We start from the raw sequence: 19,321 nt of genomic DNA on the forward strand, positions 1-19,321 counted from the left end.
CTCGTCGGATATTCGTCGACTGATTATCTATTCGCGTTCTTATATAGTTAATACTGCGGGCTGTCAGTTGTTGTCTCTGGACTCCTCGATGTTCCGCTCTCGCAACTTTTCGAGGCGTGTTGACCGTCCGATGGTCGAAAACGTCACTCTCGGCTGACGGACGGCGTCGACGGTCCGAGTGCGGCTCCGACATCGCAACGCCGAGATTTGAGAGCGGGGGGAGTCCTCGGCCCACCGCTCGTCCCATTTCGGGGTCTCCGACTCGACCGCGACGCGGTCGAGACCGCCGGTTCTCCGTTTGTGAACCGGACGGGAGGTGCCGACGTGAAGACGACTCCGGCGTGATGTCCGGCGAGGACGCGACCGACTAACTGAACGTCGGGAAGTCGTCGTCGGACTCCTCCATGTTGACGTTGACCTCGATGACGTTGGCGGTGTTGACGACGCTCTCGATGAGTTGTTCGTGGTACTCGGGCTGTTTCATCCGGCGGACGGGCCCGGAGACGCTGATGGAGCCGAGGACGCGTCCGTGGCGGTTCGTTACCGGCGCGCCGATGGCTTGCAGGCCCTTGATTTCCTCCTCGTCGTTGAGCGAGTAGCCCCGGTCGCGAATCGTCTCCAACTCCTCGAAGAGCTCCTCGCGGGTCGTGATGGTCGCCTCGGTCTTCCCCGGCAGGCCGTACTGGTCGATAATCCACTCGACGCGCTCTTTGGGAAGGTGGGCGAGAATCGCCTTTCCGGTCGCCGAGAAGTGGAGGTAGTCGGCGCGCTGGAGCTTGTTCACCTGGTAGTCGCTCCCGACGGCCTTCTCGCCGCTCACCTTGTAGAGGTTGACGCCCAGCCCGTGCTGTTCGGTCGCTAAGTGGGCGTACTCGCCGGTCTTCTCCGCGAGTTCCTCGATTTCGGGCTTGCCGATGCGGTAGAGGATGTTCTGGTACCGGACGTACTCGCCCACGAGGAGGAACTGCAGCGACAGCCGGTAGGTGTCTTCCTCCTTCACGACGAACTTCTCGGCCCGCAGCGTGCTCAAGTAGTTGTAGACGACGCTCTTCGAGAGGTCCAGATGGTTTGCCAACTCCGTCACCCGCGCGCCGTCCAACTCCTCGAGCGCCCGAACGACATCGAACGCACGAGACACCGTCTTCAGGGTCCGCGGCGAACCGGTCGTGTGTTCGTCTGCCATAGTCCAGTTCGAAGCTCCCGCGTCATAGATGTTTGTATTTGACAAACGTTCACTTTCGAGAGAACCGGTGAATCGCACTGATTGCCGCAACGTAGCGCTATCTCGGGGTCAATAAAACTGAATTCGGTATTGTCACGGGCTGAAACAGCGAATTCGACCGCTAATTAGTTCTGTTCTCATTCCACAAACGATGCGATGTGTTACGTGACTCGATTCGCCTCGAATTGTGAGAATATCGGGTCTTCAGCGGCTCTACTCGATGATTCGTGTTTCGCCCGAGCGAGCGGTTTCGACGACGCGGCCGTCGCGGAGATGCGGGAGTCACCGACTCGGACTCGCCAGTCGCAGCGGTCCATCGGAGCACGGAAACGAACACACAGTCGTCGTCCGGCGGCCTCGTCACTCGGTCGCGAGGTCTGTGAGCGCCCCGGCGAGCACGCGGGTCGCGTCGGCGCAGTCCGCCCAGTCGGTCCACTCGCGGGGGTTGTGGGAGATGCCGTCGCGGGAGGGGGCAAAGAGCAGCGCGGCGTCGGTGACGGCCGCGACGTGCATGGTGTCGTGGCCCGCCCCGGAGTGGAGGTCGAGGGTGTCGAGGTCGGCGTCGGCCCCTGCGTCGTGGAGCGCGGCGCGGCAGCGCTCGCTCATCTCGACGGGCTTGCGGTCCCACGGGTGCGAGAGCGCGGTTTCGACCGGGCGCTCGGCCTCGATGCGGTCGAGGCTCGCTTCCGCCTCGTCGATGACGTACTCGATGGAGTCGTACGCCACGTCGCGGATGTCGACGGTCAGGTCGACTTTCCCGGCGATGACGTTGGGCGCGTTCGGCGAGACTTCGAGTTTGCCGACGGTTCCGACCGCGGTCTCCGAGACCTCGCCGCGCTCGTTCGTCGCGCGCTCCACGTCGAGGACGAACTCGCTGGCGGCGGCGAGCGCGTCCGAGCGGTCGTCCATGAGCGTCGACCCGGCGTGGTCGGCCTCGCCAGTGATTTCGACGGCACAGCGCGAGAGGCCGACGATGCTCGTGACGACGCCGGCGGGGACGTTCGCGTCTTCGAGGCGCTCGGACTGCTCGATGTGGAGCTCTATCCACGCGTCCCAGTCGGCGGCGTCGACGCGCCCGTCGCCCCGGTAGCCGATGTCAGCGAGGGCGTCACCGAGCGGAATCCCGTCGTCGTCCTCGATATCGAGCGCGTCTTCGACGCCGAGTTCCCCGACGGCGACCGCCGACCCGATGAGGCCGCCGCCGAACCGCTGGCCCTCCTCCTCGGTGAAGTTGACGACCTCGACGGGGCGGACCGGCTCGACGCCGGCGTCCTGCATCGCGCGGACGCTCTCCAGCCCCGCGTAGACGCCGAGCGGGCCGTCGAAGATGCCGCCCTCGGGGACCGAATCGAGGTGGCTCCCCGTGGCGACGGGTGCCGCTTCGGGGTCCGCGCTCTCGGGTTCCCATCGGCCGACGATGTTGCCGACCTCGTCGATGGTGATGGAGAGACCGGCGTCCCGGAGGCGCTCGCAGAAGAACTCTCTCGCCCGCCGGTCCGCCTCGCTGCCGGTCAGGACCGTCCGCCCCCGACCCTCGTCCGTCGGGACGGCCCCGAACTCCGCGTTCGACTCGATGTCGCTGCGGAGTCGCTGCTGATTGACTCGCATGGTTCCCGGATTCGTGACTCACCCTATTTTATTGTTTGGAATTCGGTCACATGCATGACAGTACCGACCAGTCGCGAACTCTCCGAAATCAGCAGGCACGGTGCGTTGGACGTGGGTTTTCGGACTCTGCCCCGCCCATGTCGCTCGAAGACGCCTGTCGGCACGGCTCGGTCGCTCGCGACCGACCTGCGGACCGTCGTCGGGTCGTCGATTTGGACCGTCGCCTGTGAGGAGGTGGGTTGACGTTCTGGGAGTAATCCCGGACGTGACTGGGTAGAATTGGTCATTCCACAGTTCCCTCTCGTCCGGCGCTCGAAATGGTATCTGCTGTTACACCTCTCTCGTCTCGATATGATGATCCTACTCACACAACCACAATTTTTATCACACAGTAGCGGATTTGAGGGTCTGTATGCAAGAGAATGGCAAGGGGAGCGACTCCTCCGACAGCACCGGCGACGGCGTGCGTCGCAGTCGGTTCGACCGCCGCACTTTCCTCGGGGCGGCGGCGACGACCGGCGCGGCGGCGCTCGCCGGGTGTACGGGCGGCGGTTCAGACGACAGCACGACCGCAGATTCGGGCACTTCGGGCGGAAGCGACGACACCGAAAGCACCGAGACGACTGCCGCGAGCGGCGGGAAGCAGGGCGGCACGCTCCAGTGGGGCGGCGCGGTGCCGGTGCAGGGTCTCGACCCGCACATCGACACCTCTGCGGCCTCGAAGCGCGTTCTTGAGAACATCTACGAGGAAGTCGTCGCGCTGCAGGACGACTACTCCATCGAGCCGCACCTCGCGGAGTCGATGGAGCAGTCCGACGACAACACGGTTCTGACGTTCAACCTCCGGCAGGGCGTCACCTTCCACAACGGCAAGGAGATGACCTCCGAGGACGTGCTGGCGAGCTACGAGCGCGTCCAGAACGGCGACTACCTCGCCACCGGCTTCTTCGACTACGTCGAGGAGCTTCGCGCCCCCGACGACTACACCTTCGAAGTCCAACTGACCGAACCCTTCGCGCCGTTCCTCGCGAAGATGGCGACGGCGGAACTGTCGGTCATGCCCGCCGAGAACGCCGAGAAGGACATGGTCGAAGAGCCCATCGGGACCGGCCCGTACAAGTTCGAGAGCCGCGAAATCGAGACCTCGTTCACGATGTCGCGCAACGAGGATTACTGGGGCGCGTCCGACGAGGACGGCCCGTTTATCGACACCATCGTCAAAAGCGAGGTGCCGGACCCGAGCGTCCGTCTCCAATCGTTCCTCGCCGGCGAGTACGACTTCATCAACGGCATCGCGCCGAAGGACGTCTCTCGCGTCGAGCAGGCCCCCGACGTTCGATTCGAGAAGCAGTTCCCGAAATCGCTCGTCTACCTCGGCCTGAACTGCGACGTGGCCCCGTTCGACAACAAGGACGCCCGCCTCGCGCTCGACTACACCATCGACAAGGAGAAGGTCGCTGAAGCGGCGCTCTACGGCACCGGCCAGACCACCGCGTCCCCGGCGACGCCCGGCAGCCCGTGGGTCAACCCGGACATCGAACCGCGCCCGCGTGACCTCGAGAAGGCCCAAGAGCACCTCGACGCCGCCGGCATGTCCGACGGCTTCACGGCGACGTTCAAGATTCCGCAGTCCTACCCGACGCAGGTGCAGGCCGCGGAGGTTATCGCCGCCGACGCCGCCGAGGTCGGCATCAACCTCGAAATCCAGCAGATTACGTGGAGCACGTGGCTCTCGGACGTCTATTCCAACCGCGACTTCCAGGCGACGACGAGCTCCTACCTCGCGCTCTGGTACCCCGACGTGTCGTTCTACAAGTTCCTGCACCCCAACGGGGCGTTCTTCTTCACCAACTGGGAGAACGACGAGTACAACGCGCTCGTCGAGGAGGCTCGCACCATCTACGACGAACAGGAGCGCGCCGACCTCTACCACCAGGCGACGGAGATTCTCCACGAGGAGCGCGCCGGCCACCTCTTCCTGTGGTGGCAGCCGAGTCTCTACGGGGCCGCCTCGCAGTACAAAGGCGACATCGGCGCGCCCGACGGGTCGACGCTCCAGTTCGGAGACAACTGGCTCGACCGCTAACAGAGATTCCACACAATGTCGATGTACAACTACGTCGTTCGGCGCGTCGGGTTCATGGCGGTGACGCTGTTTTTCGTCACGCTCATCGCCTTCGCCGTCACCAACATCCTGCCCGGTGACGTGGCCCTGCTCATCTTGGGCCCCAACGCGACCGAACAATCGCTCGAAGCGCTCCAAACCCAACTGGGACTCAACCGCCCGCTGTACGTGCAGTACATCGACTGGGTCGTCGGGCTCCTCCAGGGGAATATGGGCGAATCGCTCCGGTTCGGTGAGCCCGTGGCACAGCTCATCGCCGAGCGGCTTCCCCGGTCGATGATGCTCGCGGTCGCAGCGACGCTCATCGCCGTCGTGCTGTCGGTCCCGCTCGGCGTCTACGCCGCCGTCAACCAGAACGAAGCGCCCGACGTGAGCGCCTCGATGTTCGCCTTCGTCGGCATCTCGATGCCCATCTTCCTGTGGGGGCTGGTGTTCATCCTGGTGTTCGCCGTCTGGCTGAACCTCTTTCCGACCGGGGGGTACGTCTCCCCGAGCGAGGACCTCGTCGGGTCGCTGACGCGACTCGTCCTCCCCGCGGGGGCGATGGGCTTCGCGCTCACCGCCTACATCATGCGGATGACCCGGTCGTCGATGCTGGAGGTGCTGAGCGAGGAGTACATCAATCTCGCGCGTGCGAAGGGGATGAGCCAACGGGTCATCGTCCTCCGACACGCGCTCAAGAACGCAATCATCCCCGTCATCACGGTCATCGCGTTCCAGTTCAGCTACGCGTTCGGCGGGGTCGTCGTGTTAGAAGAGGTGTTCTTCTGGCCCGGCATCGGTCGGCTGACGCTGACCGCGATTCAGAGCCGCGACATCCCCCTGATTCAGGGGTGCATCCTCGTGGTCGCACTCATCTACATGTTCTCGAACTTCGCCGCAGACCTGCTGTACGCGTACTTCGACCCCCGTATCCGCTACGGAGGTGACGACTGATGGCGACCGAACAGGAGACCGACCGCGGTCGCTTCACCATCACGCAGTCACAGCGCGACCGCATCGCCCGGTTCGTCCGGAAGTTCCGGAGCAACACGAAGGCGATGCTCGGCTTCTCCATCGTGGTGCTGCTCGTGCTCGTCGCCATCTTCGCGCCGATTATCGCGCCGTACCCAATCGACGCGACGAACATCGAAGACCGCTCGCAGGCCCCGTCGGTCGAACACCCGTTCGGCACCGACGACCTCGGCCGCGACATCTTCAGCCGCGTCGTTATGGGGAGTCGCATCTCGCTGTACGTCGGCTTCGGCGCTATCTCCGGCGCGCTCGCGGTCGGCGCGGTCGTCGGCGTCGTCGCCGGCTACGCCGGCGGGCTAACCGACGAGATACTGATGCGCGTCATGGACGCCGCGATGGCGTTCCCGCCGGTGTTGCTCGCGCTCACGCTCCTCGTCGTTCTCGGCCCGGAGTTGAGTAACGTCGTCATCGCGCTGGCGTTCGTCTACACGCCGTACATCGCCCGCGTCTCGCGGAGCGCGGCGCTGGCCGAACGCAACGAGGCGTACGTCGAGGCCGCCGTCGCCCGCGGCGAGAGCGACTCGCGCATCGTCTTCAGCGAGGTGTTCCCGAACTGCATGGCTCCCATGCTGGTGCAGGGTTCGCTGAACGTCTCCTTCGCCATCCTCGCGGAGGCGAGCCTGTCGTTCCTCGGTCTCGGCGCGCAACCCCCGCGGCCGTCGTGGGGGCTGATGATTAACACCGGTCGCGGCTTCATGGAGACCGCGCCGTGGATGTTGTTGTTCCCCGCGCTGGCTATCGGCATCGCCGTCGTCGGGTTCAACATGCTCGGCGACGGACTGCGTGACGTGCTCGACCCCAAAGTGGAGGCGATAGAATGAGCGCACCCAGTACCGCGACCGACGGCGAGGCCGACGACGGCCCGCTGCTCGACGTGCGCGGACTCAGAACCGAGTTCCGCACCGAGGGCGGCCCCATCGTCGCCTCCAACGAGGTGTCGTTCTCGCTCGACCGCGGCGAGACCATGGGTCTCGTCGGTGAATCGGGCGCGGGCAAGTCCGTGACGGCGCGGTCGCTCATGCGCCTCATCGACTCGCCCGGCGAAATCACGGGCGGGCAGGTCATCTTCAACGGGGAAGACCTCCTGCAGAAGACGGAAGCCGAGATGCGCGACATCCGCGGCAACCGCATCGCGATGATTCCGCAGGACCCGATGTCGTCGCTCAACCCGGTGATGACCGTCGGCGAGCAGATTACGGAGACGATTCGCCGCCATCAGGATGTCACGAAATCCGAGGCGCGTCGCCTCGCGGTCGAGTCGATGGACGACGTCGGCATTCCCGACGCCGAAGAGCGCATCGACGACTACCCCCACGAGTTCTCTGGGGGGATGCGCCAGCGCGTCCTCGTCGCCATCGGCTTCTCCTGCGAGCCGGATCTCATCATCGCCGACGAGCCGACCACCGCGCTCGACGTGACGACGCAGGCGAAGATTCTCGACCTGCTCAACGAGATGCAGGAGCGCGAGGGGACGGCCGTGCTGATGATCACCCACAACCTCGGCGTCGTCGCCCAGACGTGCGACCACGTCGGCGTGATGTACGCCGGCAACCTCGTGGAGACGGCCGAGCTCGGCGACCTGTTCGACCGGCCGCGACACCCCTACACCCGCGCGCTCATCGACTCCATCCCGGAGGTCGACACCGACTACGACGAACTGCCGACGCTCGACGGCGCGATGCCCGACCTCGGGAACCTCCCGAGCGGCTGTAACTTCGCGCCGCGGTGTCCCCACGCCACCGAGGCGTGTCGGACCGGCGGCGACCCGTCGCTCGACGCCGTCGGCGACGACTCCTCGCGCGCGGCGTGTCTCCACGCCGACGACCTCGACCTCTCGGAGAGCACGGTCCCCGAAGCCGGGGCCGGTCGCCGCGACATCGACCGCACCGGCGAACCGCTGTTCGAGGTGCGGAACCTGAAGAAATACTTCGACGCCGGCGAGGGAATCCTCGGCAACGTCCACCTCTCGTGGGAGGGCGGCGGCCTGCCGACCGTCGAGCGACGGCACGTCAAGGCCGTCGACGACGTGAGCTTCGACGTCTACCCCGGCGAGACCGTCGGGCTCGTCGGCGAGTCCGGCTGCGGGAAGTCCACGGTCGCCCGCACCGCGCTCCGCCTCCTCGAACCGACCGACGGCGAGGTGTACTTCGAGGGACAGCCGCTCCACGAGCTCGGTTCCTCGGAGATTCGGAGTCTGCGCCGCGAGATGCAGATGATATTCCAGGACCCCCAGAGCTCGCTCAACCCGCGGAAGACCGTCGGCCAAATCGTCGGGCGCGCGATGGAGAAACACGGCATCGCCACCGGCGAGGAAAAGCGCGAGCGCGTGGGCGACCTGCTCGAACGCGTCGGCCTGTCGCGGGCCGCCGCGAGCAAGTACCCCCACGAGTTCTCTGGGGGCCAACAACAGCGCGTCGCCATCGCGCACGCGCTCGCGGTCGAACCGAAGCTCATCGTCTGCGACGAGCCCGTCTCGGCGCTCGACGTGAGCGTGCAGGCGCAGATTCTCAACCTCCTGAACGAGATTCAGGACGACGAGAACATCTCGTTCCTGTTCATCTCGCACAACATCGGCGTCATCCGGCACATCTGCGACCGCGTGGCCGTGATGTACCTCGGAAAAATCGCGGAGTTCGGGAGCATCGAGCAGGTGTTCTCGCCGCCGTTCCACCCCTACACGGAGAGCCTCCTGTCGGCGGTCCCGCACGCGAATCCGGACCGCGAGACGGACCGCATCCTCCTCGAGGGGAGCGTCCCGAGTCCCATCAACCCGCCGTCGGGCTGCCCGTTCCAGACGCGCTGTCCGAAGAAAATCGGCGACGTCTGCGAACAGGAGCTTCCGGAGCTCGAAGCCGTCGACGACGGCGACCACTACATCTCCTGTCACCTCTCCGAAGAGGAGATGAGCCAACGCGACTCGTTTATCACGCCGTCGAAGCGCGCGGAGACCAGCCCGGCCGACTCGGACTGACGCCGCCCGCGCGGTCACTTTTTTAGCGCCGCAGTCGACTCAGTACTTGACGCCGAACTCCAGAATCTCGTCTGGGTAGTCACCGAACTGCGCGTCCGTCTCTCGTCGAATCCGGGCTTTCGCGCGCCGCGCCTCCGAGAGCAGGTCGCGCAGGTCGGCCACCGGTTCGTCGGAGAGGTCGACCCGGAGATTGTGGTAGAACTCCGGTGTCGGCGCGTGGACGAGCAGCGCGGCGCTCAGCTCGCCGCGGTCGTCGCCGCCGGCCGCCTCGCCGGCTTCGAGCACCGAGACGAGTCGGTCGGCCATGTCGCCGTCGGCGGATTCGTAGGCCTCGGCGGTCGCCTCGACGACCGCCTCGCCGGCGAGCATGTTGCCCGCGACGGTGTAGTCGTCACCGACGCGGTGGCCGGCCCACGAGACGCACTCGCCGCCGGTGAAGGCGAACTCGCCGCCCGCGCCGACGCCGTGGACTTGTCGGTAGGCGGCGTGGTCGTCGTCGTCGAGGAGCGATTCGAAGGCGCCGTCGATGCGCTCGCCGGCTTCCGCGCGGGCGACCGCGTCGCGGCCGTGTTCGGGCTTCGTGTACGACTGCGTGACCGCCGCGCCGCCGGCGCTCACGTAGGGGCAGGTCGCGCCGACGGCGACGGTGCCGGTCGTCACCGCCGCGCCGTAGACGTTCGCCTCGGTGTCGCGCGTCGCTATCGAGAAGGTTCCTGGGACGTGTCGCATGGGTTCGATACTGGTTTCCGGTCACGCTCGCGCGGTAAATACTCTCCTCTCGCAGCGCGTGGTAACGATGGCGGCCTCCCGATTTCGTCGGGTTCGAGTCTCTTCTCGCTTCTCACAGACTTCGTAGTATTTCGAATAAACACCAATTCTTAACGAAATCATTTCTCAGACATGACCTATTTCAACTCGAATATTTTTCTATCCGCCTCAAATATTTGTATTCTTCTCATATATCTATTTTATTGCCACACTCTAACTCTCTTGTCTTCAATAGCTGAGTAGTATTCGCGAACTCAGCAATACTGCTGTCTCTCACGAGACGACAGTCGCCTCCAACGCTTATGTTGTCGCGGTGGCAAAATCGACGTATGAGACTCGGCATCGGTCGAACCGGCGTGGTGATTCTCGTCGCGCTGTTCGTCATCCTCGGCGCGGAGGACGTGTACGTTTGGGCTATCGCCGGGACCGTTCCCGGCGTCGAGTTCTTCTTGGCGCTCGTGTTCGTCCTCGCGGTCGCCTTCGTGGCGATTCGGGAGGCGCGGGCGCACCCGCCGAGCCGATAGTCGCTCGCCCCGCGAGCGACTCCCGCCTGCTACTCCTGCCGTTTTCGACAGTGTAGCGGCGCTTCGCAACACGCGGAGCGATAGGCCGACGACTCGCGGACCAGTTTACACTCGCGGTAGCGGTAGGCCACGTCAGCGCCGCAGGCCTCGCAAGAGAGGGTGTACTTCGGCTCCGCGAACCGGCGGACGCGAACCGGGGCGTCGACCGCCTCGGCGCGGCGTTTGAACGCCGGTCCGTGGTCGGTCGCGCCGAACGCCTGAAACTGCTCGACGTGGACGAGTTCGTGCCGGAGCGTCGCGGACCACTCCTCGCGGTCGAACGACTCGAACGCCCGCCACGACAGCGACATCGTGCATTCGGGCGGCGTCGACTCCCCGACCCCGTTCGCCCGTGTACTCCAGTCGATAGCCCTCCCGACGCTGACGTTCTCGATAGTCGGGGTCTTCACCGCGGCCGCGCGACGTTTCGCCCGCGTGGACACTTCCCAGCAGACGGGGCCGAGCATCACGTCGAAACCGTGCGCTGCGACCGCGCGCGTGCAGTACGCCCGAGACCACCGAATCAACTCCTCGTGACTCTCGACTGCGTCGTACGTTTCGGCCGCCCGCTTCGTTCCGTGGGTCACGCTCGGGTTCGCCGTTCGAAACCGACGGTCATGGCTGTTTCGCCTCCGCTGAGCGTTCTGTTGGCGCCGGCTTGGTCTCGCAGTGACCACGGCCTTCGCTGAGGTCTCGCGCGGGGGGCGGTTGCCAGCCTTCTCCTTGCCGAGGCTGTGTTCGCGAAATGTGGGTTTCGGGGTTAATACGTCAACTTTCACATTTCGATGCGTACCTACCTTCGAAAGTGAGATATTTGAGATATTTACTAAGGTGACATTTCGATTCTACCTCCGAAACCCGTGGTTCTGAGAACGAACCACTAACGAGCGACGCTCGTTTTCTTGGTATCGAAGACTTGTTCGACCGGTCGGTGGGTTCGAGTTGTGACTTACCCTTGTAGACCGTCAGTTGTTACTATCTGACTGACTGTGAGTATTTTTCGGCTAGTCGAGCAGTAGCCTTCATGACTGAATACCTGAACGATATTCGTGATTAAGGTTTCACTGTCGATGTCGACCGCCAGTACCGGACAGGCTGGCACATCTTCACGGTGTATTATTGTCTAAAATGAGCAATAGTGTCTGGCGTGAACTGCTGCTTGACGATGCAGCGTTTGGACTGTATGGCACCGGTAGACTGCTCCGGTTCTCTGCTGACTCCCGGAGAAACACGCCCTCTCAACCGACGTATCTCTCGGGGAGATTACGGAATCAGTTGACTGATGCCCTTCGATTTTGCTTGGTCAGTCTGTTTGGCTACGTTGAGCGAAAGTTCATCCAAACGCATCCCACGCTCACCACATGCGAGTCACTCAGTCCCACAACCGTAAGCCAGTCGCCGCGCGCGTGGTGCCTATACGTGTGTATATTAATCAAAATACTACCCCTTCGAACGACCTGTCAAACTCACTTGCCCGGTTCACGAGTTCGACTTCGAATCCACGATGTCTAATTACATATCTATGCGTGTAATTTGATTCGCCTTTTTTCCACCGACCACCCCACAGAGCCACATATACAGATAGTTCATCGTTGTTCACCATTAGAGAATACTCTCCGACCCACGACCGGCCTATCTGTCCACTATCTTGTCCCTCATGAACTTCATAGGCCTCTATTCGGGTCTCCGTACCCGTATCTCTACCTCTCGCGCCGGGGTTGTTAACTAATAGAAAACCCATCAGTCGATAGAGAGTTTATTCTCCACGTCCTTCGCTCCGCTGACGACCAAGCCGACGGTGTCCTCTTCGAGACGCTTTCCGCTCATTCGCGGAGGAGGGCCGAGGACTTCGATTGCGCCCAACGGGCGACCGTCGTCGTCGAGGACCGGTGCGGCGACACCGCGATAGTCATCCGATTGCTCCTGTCTGTCGTATGCGACTCCTTGGTCGCGAATCGCTTGGAGCTTGGACTGCAACTCGTTGCGTTCGGTAATCGTATTCGCAGTCTCCGAGGAGAGCGAGTCGTGGTCGAGAAACTCCGCAACCTCGTCTTTGTCCATATTGGCGAGGATTACCTTCCCGGCCGCCGTCGCGTGCAATGGTCGTCTCTCTCCCTCTTGGTCCGGAGTGTCTACATCCGCTGGCACGGCCGTGAACATGTAGAGGCAGTTCCACTCACTACCCTGTCCCGGAACGACCAGACAGACCTGCTCTCGCATGGTGTTGGCCAGTTCGACCACCCGTGACCGGGCGACCTCGTATATCCGCTGGCGTCGCCTCGCGTAGACGCCGAAACTCACGAGTTCGAGTCCGATTTCGTACCCCCCGTCGCGTCGCATCACGTAGCCGATAGCTTCGAGCGTCGCGAGGTGCTTGTGGACCGCCGGTTTCGAGAGGTCGAGCGCCCGCGCAATCTCCGTCAACGTCGGCCGGTCGCGACTCCGTATCGTATCGAGGATTCGATGGCTCGTCATCGTCGCCTTGATTCCGTAGTCGTCTGCGCTGGGCATACCCTCCGACACTCGACCGACGTACAAATAAGTTGTTAACAGTTAGTGAACGACCGCGGCGGCCGGTCACCACTCGGCGACGCTGCCGTCTTCGTGACGCCACACGGGGTTGTGCCAGTTGACCGGGCGTTCGGCCTGCTTTCGGATGTACTGTTCGTCCATCTGTATTCCGAGCCCGGGTTCGTCAGGAACCGCAACGTAGCCGTCTTCGTACTCGAACGCACTCTCGTCTTCGAGATAATCCAGCACGTCGTTCCGTTGGTTGTAGTGGATGTTGAGGCTCTGTTCTTGGATGAGCGCGTTGGGAGAACAGGTGTCCACCTGGAGGCACGAGGCGAGCGCAATCGGCCCGAGCGGACAGTGCGGGGCGAGCGCGACGTCGTACGCCTCGGCCATCGCTGCGATCTTCTTGACTTCGGTAATGCCACCCGCGTGGCTGAGGTCCGGCTGAATCAGATCGACCGCGCCGTTCTCGAACACCTGCTTGAAATCCCAGCGCGAGTACATTCGCTCGCCCGTCGCAATCGGAATCGTCGTGTGGTGTGCGATTTCCGGGAGCACGTCGTTGTGTTCGGGGAGAACGGGCTCTTCGATGAACATCGGCTCGTACGGTTCGAGCGCCTTCGCCAGCCGCTTCGCCATGGGCTTCGAGACGCGCCCGTGGAAGTCGACGCCGATGTCGATTTCGGGGCCAACGGCCTCTCTGACTTCTTCGAGTCGATTGACCGCCGCTTGGACCGACGCGGGCGTGTCAATCCGTTCGAGCTCCGCCGTAGCGTTCATCTTCACGGCGGTCAGCCCCGCCTCGACTTTCAGTTCGGCCTGTTCTGCGACCTCCGAGGGGCGGTCCCCGCCAATCCACTGATAGACACGCATTCGGTCTCGCGTCGCCCCCCCGAGCAGTTCGTGGACCGGTGCTCCGAAGCGCTTCCCTTTGATATCCCACAGCGCCTGGTCGATACCCGCAATCGCGCTCATCAACACCGGACCGCCGCGATAGAACCCACCCCGGTACATCGCTTGCCAGTGGTCTTCTATCGCCGCGGGGTCCGTTCCAAGAATGTAGTTGTCCATCAGCTCCTCGACGGCGGCCCTGACGCTGTGAGCGCGTCCCTCCACGACTGGTTCGCCCCAGCCGACGACGCCGTCGGTCGTCTCCAACTTGAGAAACAGCCATCGCGGTGGCACCTCGAACAGTTCATACTCTGTAATCTTACTCATGGGGTTCGATACGCATGCGTTGGGGTGTCCCTCGAAAAAATCTTTCTCTCGGACTGTGATGTCGGTGCCCACCCTCGAACCCTCGATATTATACCTACTCGTCCATGATGTGGAACTCGTATGTCGTTAGAAGCGTTCCTCGATGATTTCGAGCGCCGTAACTGGCAGCGTGTTTCCGACGGGACGGTCCGCATCGCAGTCATCGGGCTCGGGTGGTGGACCGTCGACCAAGCGATTCCGGCTATCGACGCGTCCGAGTTGTGCGAGACGACCGTCACCGTCAGTAGTACCTCGGAGAAAGCGAAACGGGTTGCGGCCGGCGTCGAAACGGCGACACACGGTCTCTCGTACGACGAGTTCCACGCCGGCGACGCCGCCGACGCCTACGACGCGGTGTACATCTGCTCGCCCAATGCGCTTCATCTCCCGTACGCGCAGACGGCCGCCGAGTTGGGAAAGGCCGTCCTCTGCGAGAAACCGATCGAAGCCAGTAGTGAACGCGGGCAGCAGATGGTCGATGCGTGTGACGAGGCGGGCGTTCCGCTTATCGTCGGCTACCGCATGCACACCGAACCCGCGATTCGACGCGCGCGAAAGCTGATTCGAGACGGCGTCATCGGCGACCCGGTCCACGCCATCGGGACGAACTCGCAAGCGATGCTCGAACTGGTTTCCGACCCGAATCAATGGCGGCTCGACCCCGAACTGGCGGGGCCGGGGGCGACCGTCACGGACATCGGCATCTATCCACTCAACACCTGCCGGTTCCTGCTCGATTCCGATCCGGTTGCCGCGCAGGCGTTCATGCAATCTTCTCACGACGCGTTCGACCAGGTGCCCGACGAGCACAGCTCGTTTATGGTGGAGTTCGACGACGGAACGTACTTGGCCGCGACCGCCAGTCAAAACGCCCAAGCGACGACGAGCCTCCGAATCGTCGGGACCAACGGCGAGATTCTCGTCGAGCCTGCCTTCCACATGGAAACCGAAATCCGAGTGACGCGCGACGACGTTTCGGTCACGCTCGACACGCCGCAGGTCAATCAGATGACCGAGTTGTTCGACTACGCCGCAGACCGCATCTTGACCGACGCGCCGATCGGTCCCGACGGCGAACACGGCATTCTCGATATGCGACTCATCGAGGCCATCTACGAAGCAGGCGAGTCCGGCCGTGTGGTCACGCTCGACTGAGCCGTCGGCTCGACGGGTCGAGATGGTATCGAGAGACGGGGCGACCACCGCGTTTAAACCGTTCGTCCGAGAGGAGCTAGTATGAGCCACCACCCAGCACGCCGCATTCGGGAGACCGGCCTCATCGCCATCATCCGTGGAACCGACGCCGACACGGCGATAGAAACCGTCGAAGCGCTCACGCGCGGCGGCGTCTCGACCGTCGAAATCACCGCGAACACGGACGGCGTCCTCGACATGCTCCGCGACGTGTCCGCGTCGTTCACGGCGGACGAGGTCACCATCGGCGCGGGAACCGTCCTCGACGGCGAAACCGCTCGCGCGGCGCTGCTCGCAGGTGCGGAGTACTTAGTCACGCCGACGTTCGACGAGGGGGTCATCCGGACCGGTAACAGGTACGGTGCCCCTTCGATGGTCGGCATCGCGACACCGACGGAGGCGGTCAACGCCTACGAAGCCGGTGCCGAGATGGTGAAAGTGTTCCCGGCCGGAACGCTCGGCCCCGGGTTCGTCTCCGCACTGGGCGGGCCGCTCGGACACATCCCGACGGTTCCGACGGGTGGCGTTGACCTCGATACCGTCGACGAGTTCTTCGATGCCGGAGCGACTGCCGTTGGTGTCGGAAGCGCAATCGTAGACAACGACGCCGTCTCGCGCGGCGATTTCGCGACCATCGAGAACAACGCGCGTTCCTTCGTCGAAGCGGTCGAAAACGCACGCCGCGACTGACGCACACCCACCGCTCAGAAGTTCGGCGCTCCCCGTCTCAGCGCGGTCCGCGCGGCGAACCGAAACGTTCAGCGAAGGTGGTCGTTATCGGTCGATTCCGGCGTCGCCTCCGCGGAGGACGCGTTCGACCTCGTCAGGCGTCACGACCGCGAGGTCGCCGTGAACTGTCCGTTTGAGCGCGGCGGTCGCCGCACCGTAGGCGAGCGCGGTCTGGACTGATTCGCCCGCGATGAGCCGCGACAGGAACGCGCCGACGAACGCGTCGCCGGTCCCGATGGCGTCGACCGTGTCCGTCTCGAAGACCGGCTGCTCGTACACCGTTCCGCCGTGTCGGGCGAGTGCACCGTCTTCCCCGCGAGTGACCACGACCGTCTCGAAATCGAAATCGCCGGCCAACTCCGATGCGAGTGTCAGCGCGTCGCCGTCGAGTTCCAGAACAGTGCGGATGTCTCGTTCTGCGGCGACGAGGATGTCGACCTTTGGAAAGAGCGATTCGCACGCGTCGCGTGCGTCGGACGGCGACCAGAGCTTCGACCGGTAGTTGAGGTCGAACGCGGTCGTCGTCCCCGCTTCGGTCGCCGTTTGCAGAAGCCTGCCGGTCGTCTCCCGAAGCGTCTCGGAAAGCGCCGGCGTGATGCCGCTGGTGTAGAACGCCGCCGCGTCTTCCACGATGTCGACAGCGAGTTCGTCCGGTCGCGCGGTCGTGACTGCCGCATCGGCGCGGTCGTATATGACGTTCGTCGGACGCGGCGCGCGCCCCTGTTCGATGTAGTACGCGCCTTGGTGAGCGTCGTCGTCCCAGCGGACGTACGGCTCGACGCCGTGCGTTCGGAGTTCCGTGGTAACGCGTCGACCGAGCGGCGAGTCTGGAAGCTTCGAGAGCCACGCGGCGGAGCAGCCGAGACGGGAGGCGGCGACCGCGACGTTGCTTTCCGCACCGGCGGTCCGGAATTCGAGGGACCGGGCGGTCTCGATTCGCTCGCCCTCCGGCGGGCTCAGCCGAATCATCGTCTCGCCGAACGTGACGAGTTCAGCCGTCATCGACGCCCCTCGGCGGTTTGCGACCGGGTCTCGCGTTCGATAGCGGAGGCGTTCACACCGACAGTTAAGCCGTTCATGTGTTCGCACGACTGTCTCTCACAGTGGTACATAAGTGCGGGCGGTGGGGCCGAAATTTGTGATGGCACCCCCGTACGGCAGGCCTGGTGCGCAGGACTCGACGGGTGGGTATCAGCCAGTGCCCGGACACCGGAAAGAACTATATCTCACCACGTTGATCATTGTGTATGACAGTTGGTGTCTGCTATTTCCCGGAGCACTGGTCGCGAGAGCGGTGGGAGACCGATATCAGTCAGATGGCCGAAGCCGGGATTGAATACGTTCGAATGGGGGAGTTCGCGTGGGGACGAATCGAACCGGAGCGAGGGACGTTCGATTTCGCGTGGTTAGACGAGGCCGTCGGACTCATCGGGGAGTTCGGGATGAAAGCGGTCCTGTGTACGCCGACAGCGACGCCGCCGAAATGGCTCGTCGACGAACATCCCGACGTTCGACAGCGAGAGAAAGACGGCACGCCGCGTGAGTGGGGGAGCCGTCGGTTCACCTGTTTCAACTCGCCCACCTACCGTTCCGAGACCGAACGCATCGTCAGCGTGCTGACCGACCGATACGCCGACAACCCCCACGTCGCCGGGTGGCAGACTGACAACGAATTCGGCTGTCACGAGACGGTTACCTGCTACTGCGAGGACTGTGGCGAGGCGTTTAGCGAATGGCTCGCCGACCGCTATGAGAGCGTTGCCGACCTCAACGACGCGTGGGGAACGACGTTTTGGAGCCAGCAGTACGACGATTTCGAGAGTATCGACCCCCCAAAACCGACACCGGCCGCCAACCACCCTTCGCGGGTACTCGCCTACGAACGGTTTAGTAACGACAGCGTGGCCGAGTACAACCGCCTGCACGCAGCCCTCATCCGCGAAGCGAACGACGAGTGGTTCGTCACGCACAACTTCATGGGTGGTTTTTCACTCGACGCCTTTCGCCTCGCCGACGACCTCGATTTCCTCTCGTGGGACTCCTATCCGACGGGGTTCGTGCAGGACCGACAGCCGGACACGCCGACGGTCGACGAACTACGAGCCGGGAACCCCGACCAAGTGAGCATGAACCACGACCTCCAGCGCGGCGCGAAAGGAAAGCCGTTCTGGGTGATGGAGCAACAGCCGGGAGACATCAACTGGCCGCCGCAGTCGCCGCAACCGGCCGACGGGGCGATGCGCCTGTGGGCGCACCACGCCGTCGCTCACGGGGCGGACGCCGTCGTCTACTTCCGCTGGCGTCGCTGCCGTCAGGGGCAAGAACAGTACCACGCCGGGCTTCGGCGGCAGGACGGCTCCCCTGACCGCGGGTACCGCGAAGCATCGACCGCCGCCGACGAGCTGTTCGACTTGGACTCGGTCGATGCGTCAGTCGCGCTCGTCCACGACTACGAGAGCCTGTGGGCGACGCGTTCGCAACCTCTCTCGCCCGACTGGGACTACTGGAACCACTTACGGACGTACTACGATGCGCTTCGGTCCCGCGGCGTGCAGGTCGACATCGTCTCGCCGGACGCGCGTCTCGAACGGTACGACGCGGTCGTCGCACCGACCTTGTACCTCGTCGGCGACGAACTGTCGACCGCCCTGACCGACTACGTCGATTCGGGCGGTAGTCTCCTCCTCGGAGCCCGGACGGGGGAGAAAGACCCGTACAACCAGCTTCACGAGTCGCTCGCACCGGGACCGCTCACCTCCCTCACCGGCGCACGGGTGGCGCGTCACGAAACGCTGCCCGACCACATCGAGACGCGACTCTCCTACGACGGTGCAACGTACGAGTTCCGAACGTGGGCCTCGTGGCTGGCTCCCGAAGACGGAGTGCAACGAGGAGCGTACCGGACGGGCGAAGCGGCCGGAAACGCCGCAATCGTGCGGAACGACGCCGGAGACGGGACCGTGACGTACTGTGGCTGCTGGCCGGGGGACGACCTCGCCGACGCGCTCGTCACGGAGTTACTGGACGCCGCCGGCGTCGAGTACACTGAGCGATTCCCGGACGGCGTGCGCGTGATGGAGCGCGACGGCTACACGTGGGCGCTTAATTTCACGAGCGACCCGGTGACGTTGACCGTCCCCGACTCCACCGGGTTCCTGCTCGGTGAGTCGACCGTCGACGCGTTCGATATCGCGGTACTCGACGGGTCTATCGGAGGCGTCGGACTCGCGTCCGAGTGAGTCGGCACGGAACCACTCGCCAACGCGGCTCTCGCTCGCCGTGTTCTCGAACGTCGGAGGAATACTGACCGGACCGTGCTCCGACGAGGCACCGACCGGACGCCGGTTCGCCGTTAC

Annotated in this window: 15 protein-coding genes; 8 read left to right on the forward strand and 7 right to left on the reverse strand. The window is 63.9% G+C overall.

The annotated features are described in order from the left end of the window. Positions 1-367 precede the first annotated feature (367 nt). Positions 368-1,183, reverse strand: coding sequence for an IclR family transcriptional regulator (locus ACSR87_RS18080; RefSeq protein WP_004043255.1), 816 nt, complete (start codon positions 1,181-1,183; stop codon positions 368-370). 399 nt (positions 1,184-1,582) lie between these two features. Further along, a complete protein-coding gene (locus ACSR87_RS18085) occupies positions 1,583-2,830 on the reverse strand; it encodes a Zn-dependent hydrolase (RefSeq protein WP_498531587.1) in 1,248 nt (415 codons plus the stop codon). Between the two features lie 412 nt (positions 2,831-3,242). Between ACSR87_RS18085 and ACSR87_RS18090 the strand changes: the two genes are divergently transcribed. The 4 genes from ACSR87_RS18090 to ACSR87_RS18105 are packed head-to-tail and all read left to right on the forward strand — an operon-like array spanning position 3,243 to position 8,940. Continuing rightward, a complete protein-coding gene (locus ACSR87_RS18090; protein WP_498531588.1) occupies positions 3,243-4,916 on the forward strand; it encodes an ABC transporter substrate-binding protein in 1,674 nt (557 codons plus the stop codon). A gap of 15 nt (positions 4,917-4,931) precedes the next feature. Beyond that, positions 4,932-5,891: an ABC transporter permease gene (locus ACSR87_RS18095; protein ID WP_498531589.1), complete on the forward strand. Its 960-nt coding sequence runs from the start codon at positions 4,932-4,934 to the stop codon at positions 5,889-5,891. Further along, positions 5,891-6,790, forward strand: coding sequence for an ABC transporter permease (locus ACSR87_RS18100; RefSeq protein WP_004977945.1), 900 nt, complete (start codon positions 5,891-5,893; stop codon positions 6,788-6,790). Before ACSR87_RS18095 ends, ACSR87_RS18100 begins: the two co-directional genes overlap by 1 nt. Beyond that, positions 6,787-8,940 (forward strand): dipeptide ABC transporter ATP-binding protein, encoded by a 2,154-nt coding sequence (locus ACSR87_RS18105; RefSeq protein ID WP_498531590.1) that lies wholly within the window; start codon positions 6,787-6,789, stop codon positions 8,938-8,940. Before ACSR87_RS18100 ends, ACSR87_RS18105 begins: the two co-directional genes overlap by 4 nt. 39 nt (positions 8,941-8,979) lie before the next feature. On the opposite strand, the gene ACSR87_RS18110 is transcribed toward ACSR87_RS18105, so the two are convergent. Next, a complete protein-coding gene (locus ACSR87_RS18110; protein ID WP_498531591.1) occupies positions 8,980-9,669 on the reverse strand; it encodes a DUF1028 domain-containing protein in 690 nt (229 codons plus the stop codon). 368 nt (positions 9,670-10,037) lie between these two features. Here ACSR87_RS18110 and ACSR87_RS18115 point away from each other — a divergent pair, with 368 nt between their 5' ends. Beyond that, entirely contained in the window at positions 10,038-10,232 is a 195-nt protein-coding gene (locus ACSR87_RS18115; protein WP_004043247.1) for a hypothetical protein, read from the forward strand. A gap of 29 nt (positions 10,233-10,261) precedes the next feature. Here the strand turns inward: ACSR87_RS18115 and ACSR87_RS18120 are convergent, their stop codons facing one another. The 3 genes from ACSR87_RS18120 to dgoD form a co-directional block, all read right to left on the reverse strand. Further along, positions 10,262-10,858, reverse strand: coding sequence for a SprT-like domain-containing protein (locus tag ACSR87_RS18120; protein ID WP_498531592.1), 597 nt, complete (start codon positions 10,856-10,858; stop codon positions 10,262-10,264). Between the two features lie 1,153 nt (positions 10,859-12,011). Beyond that, on the reverse strand, positions 12,012-12,782 hold the full coding sequence (locus ACSR87_RS18125; protein ID WP_498531593.1) for an IclR family transcriptional regulator: 771 nt from the start codon (positions 12,780-12,782) through the stop codon (positions 12,012-12,014). 66 nt (positions 12,783-12,848) lie between these two features. Then, positions 12,849-14,003, reverse strand: a complete 1,155-nt coding sequence (gene dgoD / locus ACSR87_RS18130; RefSeq protein ID WP_498531594.1) for a galactonate dehydratase — start codon at positions 14,001-14,003, stop codon at positions 12,849-12,851. Positions 14,004-14,123: 120 nt separating this feature from the next. Between dgoD and gfo6 the strand changes: the two genes are divergently transcribed. Together gfo6 and ACSR87_RS18140 are read left to right on the forward strand one after the other, a co-directional pair. Continuing rightward, positions 14,124-15,197: a D-xylose 1-dehydrogenase Gfo6 gene (gfo6, locus tag ACSR87_RS18135; RefSeq protein WP_498531595.1), complete on the forward strand. Its 1,074-nt coding sequence runs from the start codon at positions 14,124-14,126 to the stop codon at positions 15,195-15,197. Between the two features lie 81 nt (positions 15,198-15,278). Beyond that, positions 15,279-15,926: a bifunctional 4-hydroxy-2-oxoglutarate aldolase/2-dehydro-3-deoxy-phosphogluconate aldolase gene (locus ACSR87_RS18140; RefSeq protein WP_498531596.1), complete on the forward strand. Its 648-nt coding sequence runs from the start codon at positions 15,279-15,281 to the stop codon at positions 15,924-15,926. Between the two features lie 84 nt (positions 15,927-16,010). Here the strand turns inward: ACSR87_RS18140 and kdgK2 are convergent, their stop codons facing one another. Continuing rightward, the gene (gene kdgK2 / locus ACSR87_RS18145; protein ID WP_498531597.1) at positions 16,011-16,967 is read right to left on the reverse strand and encodes a 2-dehydro-3-deoxygalactonokinase KdgK2; all 957 of its coding nucleotides are present in this window, start codon (positions 16,965-16,967) and stop codon (positions 16,011-16,013) included. Between the two features lie 245 nt (positions 16,968-17,212). Here kdgK2 and ACSR87_RS18150 point away from each other — a divergent pair, with 245 nt between their 5' ends. Beyond that, positions 17,213-19,204, forward strand: a complete 1,992-nt coding sequence (locus ACSR87_RS18150; protein ID WP_498531598.1) for a beta-galactosidase — start codon at positions 17,213-17,215, stop codon at positions 19,202-19,204. The last annotated feature ends 117 nt before the right edge of the window (positions 19,205-19,321 follow it).

This window comes from Haloferax sp. SDI50, assembly GCF_059802635.1.